Origin of the sequence: Paraburkholderia sp. GAS448, assembly GCF_050435685.1 — a bacterium.
GTDB lineage: Bacteria > Pseudomonadota > Gammaproteobacteria > Burkholderiales > Burkholderiaceae > Paraburkholderia.
In genome coordinates this window covers 128594-142492 of the sequence record NZ_JBNDKT010000015.1, presented here as the reverse complement: position 1 = coordinate 142492, position 13899 = coordinate 128594, and the positions used below count along the sequence as shown (strand labels likewise).

Genomic DNA, 13899 nt, shown 5'->3' with positions numbered 1-13899 from the left:
GCGCAGGCCCCAGAGCTAGCGGCACGAACCTTCGTCCGTTCGTGCCGATTGTGCAAAAGCGCAGCAAGCTGCGCCTTCGCAAATTCCTGATTATTCCGCGAACAGCGACATCACCGAGTCGCCGCGACGGATACGCGAGAACGTTTCGGCGAGCAGGCCAGCGCTCGTCAGCGAACGGATCTTCGAGCAGGAGCGGGCTTCTTCGCCGAGCGGAATCGTATCGGTGACGACGAGTTCGTCGAGCGCCGAGTTGGCGATGCGCTCGCCAGCACCGCCGGACAGCACCGGGTGCGTTGCGTAGGCGAACACCTGCTTCGCGCCGCGCTCCTTCAACACCTGCGCCGCCTTGCAAAGCGTGCCCGCGGTGTCGACCATGTCGTCCATGATCACGCAGGTACGGCCTTCGACTTCACCGATGATGTTCATCACTTCCGCAACGTTCGCCTTCGGACGACGCTTGTCGATGATGGCGAGATCGCAGTTCAGCTGCTTCGCAAGTGCACGGGCGCGAACCACACCGCCGACGTCCGGCGAGACGACCAGCAGGTTCTCGTAGTTTTGCTTGCGCAGATCGCCGAGCAGCACGGGCGTCGCGTAGATGTTGTCGACAGGGATGTCGAAGAAGCCTTGAATCTGGTCAGCGTGCAGATCCATCGTGATGATCCGCTCGACGCCAGCGATTTCCAGCATGTTCGCCACTACCTTCGCCGAGATAGCGACGCGCGCCGAACGCGGGCGTCGATCCTGGCGGGCGTACCCGAAGTAGGGGATGGCTGCGGTGATCCGGCCGGCGGATGCGCGCTTGAGCGCATCGACCATGATCATCAGTTCCATCAGGTTGTCGTTCGTCGGCGCGCAGGTGGACTGCAGGACGAAAACATCCTTGCCGCGTACGTTTTCCTGAATTTCGACCTGGATCTCACCGTCGGAAAAACGGCTGGCCATTGCCTTGCCAAGTGGAATACCGAGGATTTTGACGACTTCCTGCGCAAGCGCGGGATTCGCGTTGCCAGTAAAAACCATCAGGCCGTCATGGCTGCTCATCGTGCACCTGCTTCAGGCTGGGGGGCGAGAGAATGCGAGAATATTTGGCAGGGGAGGAAGGACTCGAACCCTCGAATGCCGGAATCAAAATCCGGTGCCTTAACCAACTTGGCGACTCCCCTACACTAACTTTGAGCTTCACCGGATGAGCAGACCCCCCCGATGATGCAAAACCTATGCCGCGAAAGCGAAGAGTGGATGCTTATCCAGGCTGGCAGTTACTGCACTGTTCCACTCGGCTGGCAGTTTGGCTTGCGCCGCTTTTGCTTCACCGATGCTGCGAAACGCTGCAAAAACGCTTGCACCCGATCCGGTCATCCGCGCCGGTGCGATGTTATCAAACCATCCAAGCACCCGCGCAACTTCCGCGTATTTTCCCACGACAACTGATTGCATGTCATTCCGGCCAAAACTGTCGGGCCATTCTGCGCTGCAACTTTGCTGTGCAAGAAAGTCCGTAATTGTGAGGGGTTTCGTATCTCTTGTCAACGCTTTTTCGGAAAAAATCGCTGCAGTGGGAACGTGAACCTTTGGCGTCACAATCAGGAAACAACGCGGCGGCAATTGTACCTGCTGAAGTGCTTCTCCGACACCCTCTGCAAATGCATTTTTTCCAAAGACGAAAAACGGGACGTCGGCGCCGAGCTTCAATGCGAGCGCCTGCAATTCGGTACGTGGTAAATCGAGCTTCCACAGACGGTTCAACGCGAGCAACGTCGTTGCCGCATCCGAGCTGCCGCCGCCGAGACCTGCGCCCATCGGCAGGCGCTTGTCGATTTCGATGTCGACGCCCGGACGGGTGCCCGTATGGGCCTTCAACAGCATCGCTGCGCGCACCGTAAGGTCGCTTTCAGCGGGCACGTCTGCGACTTCTGTCTTGCGCACGATGCGGTCATCGTCGCGTAGTGTGAAGTGCAGTGTATCGCCCCAGTCGAGCAGCTGAAATACGGTCTGCAGCGCGTGATAGCCGTCCGGCCGGCGGCCGGTGATGTGCAGGAAGAGGTTGAGCTTGGCCGGTGCGAGGCAGTCTCGCAGCGAATGGTTTGTTTCGATCATGAGTCTGGATGAATTGCGCGGCTTACTGGTCCAGCACGAGCTTGATGTCGAGCGGCGGATTCTCGCGGCTCAGGTTGACACGCTTCACGCCGGTGGCGGGCGCGTCGGCATAGGCCAGGTAGTCGATTGTCCAGCCGTCCTGCTGGATCTGCTTCAGGCGGTCGCCCTGCTGTGGATCGGTTTCTGTCTTCGCACGCGACGTAGGCGCCGCCGATGGCTGCAGCCAGTACCGCAGTCCTTCGACCGGCAGCGCGAAACCCAGTGCGTTCTGCATCAGCGTCGAGACGTTGTCGGCGGTGAGCGGCTGACGATTCGGTAGTTCAAGCGTGGCGGAAGCCGTCGACGACGTCACGATGGCCAGCGTCTGACCGAGCGGATTGCGCAGTTGGAGGTTGACGGTATCGCCCGTTTCCTGCCACTGAAAATTGCCGTATGCGTTGCGCTGCTGGCCGTTCTGGTCGACGTACTGAACCGCGAAGCGGCCGTGGTATGCGCGGCTCGTCTGCGCCGTGACGGCCGTCGCGGCGTTCGACGTCGATGGGCCGTGTGGCGTGACTGACGCACAGCCGGCGAGAGCCACACAGGCCGCAGCCGCGAAACCGAGCGCCGCGCGACGCGGCGCTATCGTGAGACGGGTAGAGCGGGAAATGCGCATCAGAGATCGTCGACCTGAAACCGTTTGAGCGTTTTGACGAGCGTATCGTTGTCGGGTTCAAGCTTTCGCGCATCGCGCCATGCCTCGCGCGCCTTCTCCTGGTCGCCGGATTTCCACAACACTTCGCCAAGGTGCGCGCCGATTTCCGCATTCGGCTGCATCTGGTAAGCCTGACGCAGCAGCTTGATCGCATCCTTCGTATCGCCCAGGCGGTACTTGACCCAACCGACACTGTCCATGATGAACGCGTCGTCCGGCGCCAGCGAGGCGGCCTTCTCGATCAGCTTGTCGGCTTCCTGCAGGCGCTGGTTACGATCCGCGAGCGAATAGCCGAGCGCGTTGTAAGCCTGAGGGTTGTCCGGCTGCGTGCGCATCAGCTTGCGCAACTGCGTTTCCATCACATCGAAATGGCCGTTCTTTTCGGCGGCCATCGCGTAGTCGTACGCAAGGTCGGGATCCTCGGGGAAATCCGCCGACGCCTGGGCGAGCCGCGCCTCGGCTTCCGCATACCGCTTCGAATCGAACAGGATCGCTGCGTCCGTGCGCGCGATGATCGACTGGTCGCGCGGATCCGGCGCCTGGAGGCTCGCGAGCAGCTTGCGTGCATCGTCGGGCTTGCCCTGCTTCTCGAGCAACTGTGCGCGTGTGATCTGCGCGGGTATGTATTGCTGGCTTGCAGGCGAGATGCGATTCAGCCAGTCGCCTGCGGCAGTCTCGTTCTTTTGCTCGAGCGACAACTGTGCGAGATAGATGTACGCCTGGCCCGGATCCGCTCCCGGCGTCTTTTCGGCTTGTTTCGCGTATTGCGTCAGATAGGTCTGGGCATCGCTGAAGTTTTTCTGCTGGATCTTGATCAGCGCAAGCGCCATCAGCGGCGTCAGGTCGTTCGGGTTGTCGCGACGCATGGCCTCAAACTGCTTCTGCGCGTCGTCGAGACGATCGCTCGCGAGATACATCTGCGCAAGCGCCAGGCGAGCATCGTGCGACTTCGGATTCTGCTGCAAGTACTTTTCGAGCGACGCAATGCCTTCCTTGCGCTCTTCCGGACCCATTTGCGACAGCATCAGCGCCGCGGGAAGATAGTCGGGCTTTAGCGTGAGCGCCTGTTCGAGCGATTTGCGCGCGCCCGGCGCGTCGTCGGAGACGAGTTGCTGTCGGGCAATCGCAAGCTGCGCTTCGGGGCGGTCGAGGTCGTTTTTCAGCAGATCCTGCAGCACATGCAGGCCGCCGATCCGGTTCGGCCCACGCGACAACAGCAGTTGCAGCGCCAGGATCGCGTTGCCGCGGTTGTCCGCAGGTACTTTCGCGAGTTCTTTCGCGAGGAGCGGCGCGGCCTCGTCCGGTTTGCCCGAGAGCACGAGCAGTGACGCATCCAGCTGCGCCGCGCGCTCCGAACCCGGCGCATACTGCTGCCACAATTGCGCGGCGGCGAGGGCGTCGGCCGGGCTCTGGGCGCCGAGCGCAATTTCCGTTGCGCGCTGCGCCATGCGCGGGTCGTGCGTGTCCCGGGCGAGCGCGAGGTACGTCTGATAGGCAGGCGCCGGCTGGTCGCGCTGCAGCGCGACCTCTGCCGCCAGCACCTGGAAGACGATCTGGCTCGACAGCGGGATGTTGGGCAGATCCTTTTGCTCCTCGGCCGACGGCGCGCCCAGGGCATCCGTCATGGAGACGGAGTTGTCGTCCGCATCCGGAGACGGGTCCTGCGCGTGCGCGGGCACGGCGACGAGCGCCCATGCCGCAATCACCGCCGCTCCCAGCACCCGCTGGACGGAAACAGCGCGCGGCACGCGGGAGACGGTGGCCGGACGCTTCGAAAACAGCTTTGCGAAGGACAAGTTCATGGAAATCCGATCGATGTTTCAGTCGATTGTAACGCGCTCGCTACAATAAGCGCACAACCGCCCACGCAAGTTACAGACCAGTTAGACATGCCAGAGTTGCCGGAAGTTGAGGTTACCCGAAGGGGAATCGAACCGTATGTTGCAGGACGCCGAGTCGAGCGCGTCGATGTGCGCACACCCGCGTTGCGCTGGCCGATCCCCGCCGGTCTCGCGAAGACCCTGCGCGGCCGCGTGATTCGTCAGGTCGAGCGGCGCGGCAAGTACCTGCTTTTCGAAATCGACGAAGGCTGGTTCATTGTCCACCTCGGGATGACGGGCACGCTGCGCGTGCTGCGCAACGTGCCGCAGCCGCCAGCCGCTGCGAAGCACGATCACATCGACTGGATCTTCGACGAATTTATCCTGCGCTATCGCGATCCGCGGCGTTTCGGCGCGGTGCTGTGGCATCCGCGCGAAGCGGGCGACGTGCTCGATCATCCGCTGCTCGCGAGCCTCGGCGCCGAGCCTTTCACGCCGGCGTTTTCCGGGGCGCTGATGCATCGCAAGACGCGTGGCCGGAAGGTTTCGGTGAAGCAGGTGCTGCTCGCGGGCGAGATCGTGGTCGGCGTGGGCAACATTTACGCCTCCGAGAGCCTGTTTCGCGCCGGCATCCGGCCGACCACCGCCGCCGGCCGCATTTCGCTCGTGCGCTACGACCTGCTTGCGGATGCCGTACGCCTGACGCTTGCGGCCGCGATCGAAAAGGGCGGCAGCACGCTGCGCGACTTCGTCGGCAGCAATGGCGAAAGCGGCTACTTCCAGCTCGACTATTTCGTCTATGATCGCGCGGGGCTGCCGTGCCGCGTCTGCGGAACGCCGATCAGACAGATCGTGCAGGGGCAGCGTTCCACTTACTATTGCCCGACCTGCCAGCGCTGATGTCCTCTCTTCATTCTTCCTCTTCGTTGTCCGGATTTTCCGCGCGGCTGATTGCCTGGCAGCGCGAGCACGGCCGTCACGACCTGCCCTGGCAGAACACACGCGATCCGTATCGCATCTGGCTGTCCGAGATCATGCTGCAGCAGACGCAGGTGTCGACGGTGATCCCGTATTACGCGCGGTTTCTCGCGCGTTTTCCTGATGTCGCCGCGCTCGCGGCAGCGCCGCTCGATGACGTGATGGCGCTATGGGCCGGCCTCGGTTACTACTCGCGCGCGCGCAATCTGCATCGCTGTGCGCAGGCGGTGGTCGAGACACATGGCGGCGTATTCCCGTCGACGGTCGATGCGCTCTCCGAACTGCCCGGCATCGGCCGATCGACAGCAGCGGCCATCGCGTCGTTTGCATTCGGCGCGCGCGCAACGATTCTCGATGGCAATGTGAAACGGGTGCTCGGGCGCGTGTTCGGCGTCGAAGGATTTCCGGGCGAAAAGCGTGTCGAGAACGCAATGTGGACGCTGGCTGAATCGCTGCTGCCTTCAAATGCAACCGACGATGACGTGAGCGCCTACACGCAGGGGCTGATGGATCTTGGAGCCACGCTATGCGTACGTGGCAAGCCGGATTGCGTACGCTGTCCGTTCGCCGTCGACTGCGTGGCGAACGTAACGGGACGTCAGCGCGAACTGCCTGCCGCACGTCCGAAGAAGACCGTGCCGACGCGTCGTACGTGGATGCTGGTCTTGCGCGACGGCGACGCAATCATGCTCGAGAAGCGGCCGCCGTCGGGCATCTGGGGTGGCCTGTGGAGCCTGCCGGAGGCCGCGGATGAGGGTGCGCTTGCCGAACGTGCGCGCGCCTACGGCGCGACAGGCAGCGTATCCGCGCTAGCGCCGTTGACCCATACGTTCACGCATTTCCGGCTCGATATCGAACCGCGTATCGTGGAACTGGGCGAGGCGCCGTCTGCACAGACGAATGCTGGCGACGACGAGACCGTGTGGGTCGCACTGCGCGACATCGATGGGTATGGCGTACCCGCACCGGTGCGCAAACTGCTGGACGGATTGCAGGGTTCACTGCTCTAGACGCCAACGCGTCAGAGCAGTTGATGCTGTTGCATGTAGTGATGAACCACATCGATACGCGCACCAGCGTCCTGCAGTTCCATCAGTTTCTGCCGCGCACGTAGTGCAATCGGCAGCACTTCCGCAAGACGATTCGATACCCAGGATGGATCGTCGAGTCTGAACGGTTCGGCGAACGGCAGACTTTCGGGATCGCGCTCACGAATCGTCGCGATGATGCGTTCGAGCACTTCCGAGCACGCTCCGAATTTCTCGAGATGGGCGGTGCCTTCGAGCGGAATGTCGTCGCTGATCGGCTCGGCCATACCGAGCAGCAAGCCGTCGGATTGCGCACGATACGACAGCAGCCTGAAGCGTCGGGTCCCGCGTGCGCGGATCAGCAACATGCCGAACGCTTCGACATCGCATTGCTCGATCTCCGCGAGGCAGCCAATCGTTTCGGGCACCGAAGGCTCATCGGGCTTTGCTACTTCCGCACCGCTTTTCAGCAGGCACACGCCGAACGGCCTTTTCTCGCGAAGACATTCGCTCGCCATGTCCAGATAGCGTGCTTCGAAAATCTTGAGCGGCAACAGGCCGTCTGGAAACAGCACTGTATGAAGCGGGAAGAGCGGCAAATCAGCAAGCACGGCAGGAGTAGAGGACATGGCGCAACGCTTGAAGGTTAAGGCCGCGCGATACGGCCGGTTAAGCCACCAGCTTCGATGATTCGCCGACGTCGACCGGCGCATCGCGGTGCCGCACGATCACATTCGACTCGCCTGCGAGACGCGCGGCAAGCGTCTCCGCAATGAACACCGAGCGGTGCTGGCCGCCCGTGCAACCAATTGCGACAGTCAGGTAGCTGCGGTTGTCGTCGCGGAAATGCGGCAGCCACCTGGCAAGGAATGCGTGGATGTCGTCGATCATCTGTTGAACGACTGGCAGCGCGCCGAGAAAATCGATCACGGGTTTGTCGAGACCGGTGAGCGGGCGCAGTTGATGGTCGTAGTACGGATTCGGCAGCGTGCGCACATCGAAGACAAAGTCGGCATCGAGCGGCACGCCGCGTTTGAAACCGAACGATTCGAACATCAGCGTGAGTCCTGCGCGCTCCTGCTCGATGAAACGCTTCACCCATGCGCGGAGAACGTTTGCGCGCAGGTTGCTGGTATCGATCTGGTGGCCGAATTCAGCAAGACCCGCGACGAGTTCGCGTTCGCGCTCGATCGCTTCTTCGAGCGAGTGCAGGAGCCCCACGTCGGCATCGTGCGATGGCGAGCCCGACAGCGGATGACGCCGGCGCGTCTCGGAAAAACGCTGGATCAGGGCTTGCGTACTCGCGTTCAGGAATAGCACGCGCACATCGTGCTGACGGGAGAGATCGCGGATCATTTCGGGCATTTCGTCGAGCGAGGCGCTGGAACGCGCGTCGATCGCGACGGCGAGGCGCTCCTGGCCGTTTTCGGCGAGATACCCGGCGAGTTGAGGCAAAAAGCGTGGCGGGAGGTTGTCGACGCAGTAATAGCCCGCGTCTTCGAGCGCGTTCAGTGCAACAGACTTGCCGGAGCCGGAGATGCCGGTGATCAGGATAATGCGCATGGGGTCGTGAAATCCGTTCGTTTCATCATAGCATCCGCTTTGCGTGCCTGCGCCACCATGCCTCGATGCGCGCAGCGGAGATCACGTCAGATCAGCTTGCCGGGAAACTGGCTGTCCGGATCCTGCATCGCCAGACGCTGGCGGTCCATGAAGTCGCGCAACGTATCGATGCCGCGCAGTTGCAGGATCGTGTTGCGGACCGCGGCTTCGACCAGTACCGCGAGATTTCGCCCGGCTGCCACCTGAATCGTGACCTTGCTGATCGGCAGGCCGAGCACATCGACGGTCTGGCTTTCGAGCGGCAGGCGCTGGAATTCGCCATCGGGACGGCGCACGAGCTGGACGATCAGCTTCAGCTTCATTTTCCGACGCACGGCCGTTTCACCGAAAATCGTCTTGATGTCGAGGAGGCCGAGGCCGCGCACTTCGAGCAGATTCTGCAGGAGCGGCGGGCAGCGTCCTTCGACGAAATCCGGGCCGAGACGGACGAAATCCACCGCGTCGTCGGCCACGAGGCCGTGGCCGCGGCTGATCAGTTCAAGACCGAGTTCGCTCTTGCCGAGGCCCGAGTCGCCGGTGAGCAGCACCCCCATGCCGAGAATGTCGAGGAACACCCCGTGCAGCGTCGCGCGCGGCGCGAGAATGCGCGACATGTAGAGGCGCAGGCTGTCGATGACGGCGGCGGCCGACATGGGTGTGGTGAAGAGCGGGGTGGACGAGCGGGTACAGCGCAGCACCAGTTCCGGGGGCGCGGCGACGCCGCCTGCGACCACCAGGAACGGCGGCTCGAGGGCGATGAGCTCCGCCATGTGGCGCGAGCGGTCGTCATCGGCCTGGCGCTGGTAATAGTCGATTTCGGCATCGCCGAGCACCTGGATCCGGTTCGGGTGGATCAGGTTCAGGTGGCCGACGAGGTCGGCGCTCGAGGTCGCATTCGCCACCGTCGCTGCCGAAAAACCACGCTCCCAGCCTTCATGCCCGGTCAGCCAGCTGAGTTTCAGCGAGGCGGCGTTGTCGTCGAAAATGCTTTGGGCGTTGATGCTGGACGTATCCATGAGTCCGTGACTCCGTTATTTGCCGCTGGCCCCGCGCGCCGGGTCTTGCACTTCGCTTCACAGCGGGCTTCGCATCTGTTCTTTTTACCGCCTGGGCCAAGCCGGCGCGCGTCAGCGCCGGCGCCCGTATAAACCTCGTGCAGTGAGCGCCGCCGTCAAAACCGTGAATACATCAAGGTTGCCACTGAGTGAGCAGGCGATGCAACGCCTCGCGGTCTTCTTCCGTATGCAGCCGCTCGCGGGCTTCACGATCGGAGAGCAGTTGCGCAATTTCCGACAGGATCTCCAGATGCTGCTGGGTGGCCTGTTCCGGCACAAGCAGGAAGATCAGCAGCGAAACCGGCTGACCATCGGGCGATTCGAAGGGAATGGGGTCGGCGAGGCGCACGAACGCGGCGAGCGGCTGCTTCAGGCCCTTGATCCGCCCGTGCGGAATCGCGACGCCTTCGCCAAGCCCCGTCGATCCGAGGCGCTCGCGCGCAAACAGATTGTCAGTGACCGTGCTGCGGGCAATGCCGTTCTGGTTCTCGAAGATCAGGCCCGCTTGCTCGAAGACGCGTTTCTTGCTGGTGACGGCGAGGCCGAGGACGACGTTCTCGAGGGGAAGATATTTGGCTAAACGATTCATGTTGACAGGCGGAAACGTGGCCTGGATTCTCCTCGCCGTAGCGGATGGGTGGCGTTCCATGTTCGACAGATGCTGACGGCAACGTGCGGCGCAGACCGAAAGCGCAGGACTACCGCTGAATGACCCCGATAGTAACCGGAACATTATAGAACAGGGTGGACACGGATGGTGCGGCGCGCCATCGATGAAACAGCGCCTTCCGGGAGGGGCCGCACATGCCGCCAGGGCAGGCTGTGACAGGCCGGACGCCTAATGAAAAACCGCCCGTATCCGGGCGGCTTGGCGGGGGTAAAGGAACTCTTCCAATGTTCCTTATTGCGGCGGCACTTCGATTTGCGGTGCCAGCGGTTGGTACTTGATCGCTTCATGCTGATGGCCCTGCAGGCGATCCTTGTGACGAATGACTTGTCTGTCCAACTTGTCGATCATCAGGTCGATTGCGGCGTACAGGTCGCCATCCGCGCTCTCGACGAAAATGTCCTTGCCCTTTAGATGCAGGTTGATTTCAACCTTTTGCCGCTTTTCCTTTTCCTTGTGGTTGTCGACCGAGAGGACCACACTGCCATCGATTACCTGATCGAAATGTCTTAGCACCCTATCCAGTTTGGTGATCACGTATTCGCGCAACGCAGGCGTTACTTCGAGATGGTGTCCACTGATCTTCAGATTCATAGTGCTTCTCCATGCTAGTGGCCGCATTGACGTGCATGGATGCGACAACGCCGGTCGAACTATCGGCTCGCCTTCCAGTCCCCCCGGGTGACTGGGTGCAGACGGGTCGCATCGGCCGGCCATTGGCGCCAATGGCGTCGCGGCCGGTAAATGCCAGCTGCAGTATGCGACTGGCTACAGAGACTTGCGCAGGTTGACCGCGGGGATTTTCAGCGCTTCCCGGTACTTCGCGACGGTACGTCGCGCCACGACGAAGCCCTGTTCCGCCAGCAGTTCGGCTATGCGGCTGTCTGAAAGAGGAGATTTGGGGTCTTCTGCTCCTATCAGTTGTTTGATGAGTGCGCGGATCGCAGTAGATGAAGCAGCGCCACCCGTGTCAGTTGAAACGTGTGATCCAAAGAAGTACTTAAATTCAAGCGTCCCGAATGGGGTGAGCATGTACTTGCCGGTTGTCACACGCGAGACAGTCGACTCGTGTAAACCCAGCGTATCAGCTATTTCCCGCAAAACCAAGGGGCGCATGGCAATTTCACCGTGCGCAAAGAAGCTCTTTTGACGCTCGACAATGGCCTGCGCAACCCTCAGGATTGTCTCGAACCTTTGCTGGATATTCTTGATCAGCCAGCGCGCTTCCTGCAGTTGTTGACGCAGCGAACCACTGCCAGGGTCTCCCCGACTGTTACGCAGAATATTGGCGTACAAGTGGTTGATACGCAGCTTCGGCACCACTTCCGGATTGAGTTCGGCGACCCAGCCCTGCGCCGTTCGCTTCACCATGATGTCTGGCACGACGTAGTCCGCCTCGGCCTTGCCGTAAGCGGCGCCCGGGAACGGTTCGAGCGAGCGGATCAAGGCGTGGGCGTCGCGCAGGTCGTCGTCGCTGGCCTTCAGATGCTTGCGCAGACGCGTGAAATCGCGCGCCGCGAGCAGTTCCAGGTAATGGGCCACGATCTCGAGCGCGAGCGTGCGCGTCGGCGACGATTCGAGCCGTAAAAGTTGCAGCTTCAGACACTCCGACGCAGAGCGGGCGCCCACGCCAGCCGGATCGAAGCTGTGCAGCAGCGCGAGCGCCGCGTTCAGTTCGTCCAGATCGACTTCGAGTTCTTCCGGAAGGTCCGCCAGCACTTCTTCGAGGGTGGCGGCCAGATAGCCGTCGTCGTCGAGCGATTCGATCAGGAAGGTGATGAGCGCACGGTCGCGCTGGCCAGCCTGGGTGACGCGCAGTTGCGCCATCAGGTGGTCGCGCAGGCTGGTGCTCGATTCGTGGATCTGCAAAGGCGGCAGGTCGTCGTCATCCGAGGCGGTGCCCGAGCGGCCGTAGTCGTCCAGATTCCACTGGCTGGCGTCGCCGTTGCTGTCGGCGGCAAGACCGTTGTATTCGTCGACGCCCTGCGGCTCGGCGTTCTCCGCGCGCTCGCTCATGGTCGACGTGGAAGGCGTCGTGTTGCCCATCTGCTCCTGCGTGGGCGCGTTGCCCGGCGCCTGCGCGATCAGCGAGCCGTCCGCGGCGACGCGCAGCGGGCTGGCAATCCAGTCGTCCTCGTTTTCGAGGAGCGGATTCTGGGCAATCGCCATCGAGACTTCCTGCTGCAGCTCAAGCGTAGACAACTGCAGCAGCCGGATGGACTGCTGTAGTTGCGGGGTCAGCGCAAGATGCTGCGACAGGCGGAGTTGGAGGCTGGCTTTCATGGCAAGTTGAGATTCATTGTAGAGAGTTTGCCACGAGCGCGATACCTTGCAACAGTTGCAAAAACGCCTGTTACACGGTTTCGGGGTTGGCGGGCGCATATGATGCAACCCGTCAGATTGACCGATATTGCGGAAGCACAGGGCCCGCGGCCCACACAGGTTGTGGATGCCGCCGCGTGACCTTGCTGCGGTTACATGCGGAAGTGCTCGCCCAGATAGACGCGCCGCACGCTTTCGTTTTCGATGATGTCGCCAGGCGCGCCGGCGGCTAGCACACTGCCGTCGCTGATAATGTACGCGTGGTCACAAATGCCGAGCGTTTCACGCACATTGTGGTCGGTGATCAGCACGCCGATGTTGCGCTGCTTGAGGAACTTCACGATCTTCTGGATTTCCAGAACAGCGATCGGATCGACGCCAGCGAACGGCTCGTCGAGCAGAATGAAGCTCGGATTAGTCGCGAGCGCGCGCGCGATTTCGACGCGCCGCCGTTCGCCGCCCGACAGCGACAGCGCCGGATTTTCGCGCAGATGCGCGATCTGCAATTCGTCCAGCAGGGCTTCGGTGCGCGTGGCCATTGCGTCTTTCGAGAGCCGCTTGCCGTCGTCCTCGTGCTGCAGCTCGAGCACCGCGCGGATGTTTTCCTCGACGGTGAGCTTGCGGAACACGGACGCTTCCTGCGGCAGATACGACAGCCCGAGCGACGCGCGCTTGTGGATCGGCAGCAGGCTGATTGACCTGCCGTCGAGTTCGATTTGTCCAGCATCGAGCGGCACGAGTCCGACGATCATGTAGAACGACGTGGTCTTGCCCGCGCCGTTCGGGCCAAGCAATCCGACGACTTCGCCGCTTTTCACGTCGAGCGAAACATCTTTTACGACGGTGCGGGAGCCGTAGCGCTTTTTCAGGTTACGGACGTTGAGCGAACTGCTGGTGCCAGCCGGCTTGCGATTGGGGAGGGCGGGAGCATTCATGGCCTGGTGGTTTCCTGCCCTTGCTGGGACTGTCCGTCAGTGCGGATCTGCGTGGATGGCGCAAGTGTTGCCGATGCGCCGTTCAGGGGCGCGGCGCCGCCGTTACGCGGCGACAACATGGCGCGCACCCGGCCAGCCGGGTTGCCCGGGCCCGCGACGTCCTTGCCGGCTTTCGCCGTATAGAAGTCGTTCTGACCGTCGTACGTGATCACGCTGCCGTGCACTTCATCCATCAACGTCGAGAGGCCTTGCAGGCGGCGCACGGTCGCGCGCGTCGTCAGCGTGGTCAGGTCCTGCTTGCCGTCGTAGTCGATGCGCTCAGCCGTGCCCTCGACGTATTCGTCGACGCCTTCACGCTTCTGGCGGAAATAGGCGAGGTTAGTGCCCGTCGACGTGCCCGTCGCGTACTGGTAGCCCTGCGGGTCCTGGTGCACTTCGACGCGATCGGCCTTGATGACGATCGTGCCTTTGGTCGCCACGACGTGCCCGGTGAAAATGTTCACCTGTTTCAGGTCGTCGTAGGTCATGTTGTCCGCTTCAATATTGAGCGGTTTGTCCTTGTCGGCACGCTCGGCATGCGCGAACGGCGCGAAGCCGGCAAGCGACAGTGCCACGAGCAGTGCGGCCAGGCCGGCGCGGTGCGCGGACGGCGTACTTCGACGGCCGGTGTCAAGACGAGGGAACGATTCGTTCATGCA

Annotated in this window: 14 protein-coding genes and 1 tRNA gene; 2 read left to right on the top strand and 13 right to left on the bottom strand. The window is 62.1% G+C overall.

The window, feature by feature from the left end; translation table 11 throughout:
* Positions 1–90 precede the first annotated feature (90 nt).
* The 5 genes from P3T23_RS25790 to P3T23_RS25770 form a co-directional block, all read right to left on the bottom strand.
* Entirely contained in the window at positions 91–1044 is a 954-nt protein-coding gene (locus tag P3T23_RS25790; protein WP_133661724.1) for a ribose-phosphate pyrophosphokinase, read from the bottom strand.
* 45 nt (positions 1045–1089) lie between these two features.
* Positions 1090–1166 (bottom strand) — tRNA-Gln (locus P3T23_RS25785).
* A gap of 52 nt (positions 1167–1218) precedes the next feature.
* Positions 1219–2100: a 4-(cytidine 5'-diphospho)-2-C-methyl-D-erythritol kinase gene (gene ispE, locus P3T23_RS25780; RefSeq protein WP_429318940.1), complete on the bottom strand. Its 882-nt coding sequence runs from the start codon at positions 2098–2100 to the stop codon at positions 1219–1221.
* 22 nt (positions 2101–2122) lie between these two features.
* On the bottom strand, positions 2123–2755 hold the full coding sequence (lolB, locus tag P3T23_RS25775; RefSeq protein WP_429318939.1) for a lipoprotein insertase outer membrane protein LolB: 633 nt from the start codon (positions 2753–2755) through the stop codon (positions 2123–2125).
* The gene (locus P3T23_RS25770) at positions 2755–4596 is read right to left on the bottom strand and encodes a tetratricopeptide repeat protein (protein ID WP_429318938.1); all 1842 of its coding nucleotides are present in this window, start codon (positions 4594–4596) and stop codon (positions 2755–2757) included. The genes lolB and P3T23_RS25770 overlap by 1 nt, the downstream gene beginning before the upstream one ends.
* Before the next feature lie 87 nt (positions 4597–4683).
* Between P3T23_RS25770 and mutM the strand changes: the two genes are divergently transcribed.
* Positions 4684–5514 carry a bifunctional DNA-formamidopyrimidine glycosylase/DNA-(apurinic or apyrimidinic site) lyase gene (mutM, locus tag P3T23_RS25765; RefSeq protein ID WP_429318937.1) on the top strand — a complete coding sequence of 277 codons (831 nt, stop codon included), beginning with the start codon at positions 4684–4686 and terminating at the stop codon, positions 5512–5514.
* The gene (mutY, locus tag P3T23_RS25760; protein ID WP_429318936.1) at positions 5514–6602 is read left to right on the top strand and encodes an A/G-specific adenine glycosylase; all 1089 of its coding nucleotides are present in this window, start codon (positions 5514–5516) and stop codon (positions 6600–6602) included. Before mutM ends, mutY begins: the two co-directional genes overlap by 1 nt.
* 11 nt (positions 6603–6613) lie before the next feature.
* Here mutY and P3T23_RS25755 read toward each other — a convergent pair whose 3' ends face one another.
* The 8 genes from P3T23_RS25755 to lptA all read right to left on the bottom strand — a co-directional run bounded on the left by P3T23_RS25755 (position 6614) and on the right by lptA (position 13896).
* Positions 6614–7249: an LON peptidase substrate-binding domain-containing protein gene (locus P3T23_RS25755; protein WP_429318935.1), complete on the bottom strand. Its 636-nt coding sequence runs from the start codon at positions 7247–7249 to the stop codon at positions 6614–6616.
* A gap of 40 nt (positions 7250–7289) precedes the next feature.
* Positions 7290–8183 (bottom strand): RNase adapter RapZ, encoded by an 894-nt coding sequence (gene rapZ, locus P3T23_RS25750; RefSeq protein ID WP_429318934.1) that lies wholly within the window; start codon positions 8181–8183, stop codon positions 7290–7292.
* Between the two features lie 86 nt (positions 8184–8269).
* Positions 8270–9238: an HPr(Ser) kinase/phosphatase gene (gene hprK, locus P3T23_RS25745; protein ID WP_429318933.1), complete on the bottom strand. Its 969-nt coding sequence runs from the start codon at positions 9236–9238 to the stop codon at positions 8270–8272.
* 172 nt (positions 9239–9410) lie between these two features.
* Complete coding sequence (locus P3T23_RS25740) at positions 9411–9926, bottom strand: PTS sugar transporter subunit IIA (protein WP_133661732.1); 516 nt, start codon at positions 9924–9926, stop codon at positions 9411–9413.
* A 252-nt stretch (positions 9927–10178) separates the two neighbouring features.
* On the bottom strand, positions 10179–10538 hold the full coding sequence (gene hpf / locus P3T23_RS25735) for a ribosome hibernation-promoting factor, HPF/YfiA family (protein ID WP_133661733.1): 360 nt from the start codon (positions 10536–10538) through the stop codon (positions 10179–10181).
* A gap of 174 nt (positions 10539–10712) precedes the next feature.
* Positions 10713–12227, bottom strand: coding sequence for an RNA polymerase factor sigma-54 (locus P3T23_RS25730; protein WP_429318932.1), 1515 nt, complete (start codon positions 12225–12227; stop codon positions 10713–10715).
* Positions 12228–12418: 191 nt separating this feature from the next.
* A complete protein-coding gene (lptB, locus tag P3T23_RS25725) occupies positions 12419–13201 on the bottom strand; it encodes an LPS export ABC transporter ATP-binding protein (RefSeq protein ID WP_429318931.1) in 783 nt (260 codons plus the stop codon).
* A complete protein-coding gene (gene lptA / locus P3T23_RS25720; protein WP_429318930.1) occupies positions 13198–13896 on the bottom strand; it encodes a lipopolysaccharide transport periplasmic protein LptA in 699 nt (232 codons plus the stop codon). Before lptA ends, lptB begins: the two co-directional genes overlap by 4 nt.
* Positions 13897–13899 lie beyond the last annotated feature (3 nt).

What these genes read in the sequence shown, in the direction of transcription:
- P3T23_RS25790 (WP_133661724.1), bottom strand. Translation starts at nt 1,044, where the DNA reads ATGAGCAGCCATGACGGCCTGATGGTTTTTACTGGCAACGCGAATCCC.
- ispE (WP_429318940.1), bottom strand. Translation starts at nt 2,100, where the DNA reads ATGATCGAAACAAACCATTCGCTGCGAGACTGCCTCGCACCGGCCAAG.
- lolB (WP_429318939.1), bottom strand. Translation starts at nt 2,755, where the DNA reads ATGCGCATTTCCCGCTCTACCCGTCTCACGATAGCGCCGCGTCGCGCG.
- P3T23_RS25770 (WP_429318938.1), bottom strand. Translation starts at nt 4,596, where the DNA reads ATGAACTTGTCCTTCGCAAAGCTGTTTTCGAAGCGTCCGGCCACCGTC.
- mutM (WP_429318937.1), top strand. Translation starts at nt 4,684, where the DNA reads ATGCCAGAGTTGCCGGAAGTTGAGGTTACCCGAAGGGGAATCGAACCG.
- mutY (WP_429318936.1), top strand. Translation starts at nt 5,514, where the DNA reads ATGTCCTCTCTTCATTCTTCCTCTTCGTTGTCCGGATTTTCCGCGCGG.
- P3T23_RS25755 (WP_429318935.1), bottom strand. Translation starts at nt 7,249, where the DNA reads ATGTCCTCTACTCCTGCCGTGCTTGCTGATTTGCCGCTCTTCCCGCTT.
- rapZ (WP_429318934.1), bottom strand. Translation starts at nt 8,183, where the DNA reads ATGCGCATTATCCTGATCACCGGCATCTCCGGCTCCGGCAAGTCTGTT.
- hprK (WP_429318933.1), bottom strand. Translation starts at nt 9,238, where the DNA reads ATGGATACGTCCAGCATCAACGCCCAAAGCATTTTCGACGACAACGCC.
- P3T23_RS25740 (WP_133661732.1), bottom strand. Translation starts at nt 9,926, where the DNA reads ATGGAACGCCACCCATCCGCTACGGCGAGGAGAATCCAGGCCACGTTT.
- hpf (WP_133661733.1), bottom strand. Translation starts at nt 10,538, where the DNA reads ATGAATCTGAAGATCAGTGGACACCATCTCGAAGTAACGCCTGCGTTG.
- P3T23_RS25730 (WP_429318932.1), bottom strand. Translation starts at nt 12,227, where the DNA reads ATGAAAGCCAGCCTCCAACTCCGCCTGTCGCAGCATCTTGCGCTGACC.
- lptB (WP_429318931.1), bottom strand. Translation starts at nt 13,201, where the DNA reads ATGAATGCTCCCGCCCTCCCCAATCGCAAGCCGGCTGGCACCAGCAGT.
- lptA (WP_429318930.1), bottom strand. Translation starts at nt 13,896, where the DNA reads ATGAACGAATCGTTCCCTCGTCTTGACACCGGCCGTCGAAGTACGCCG.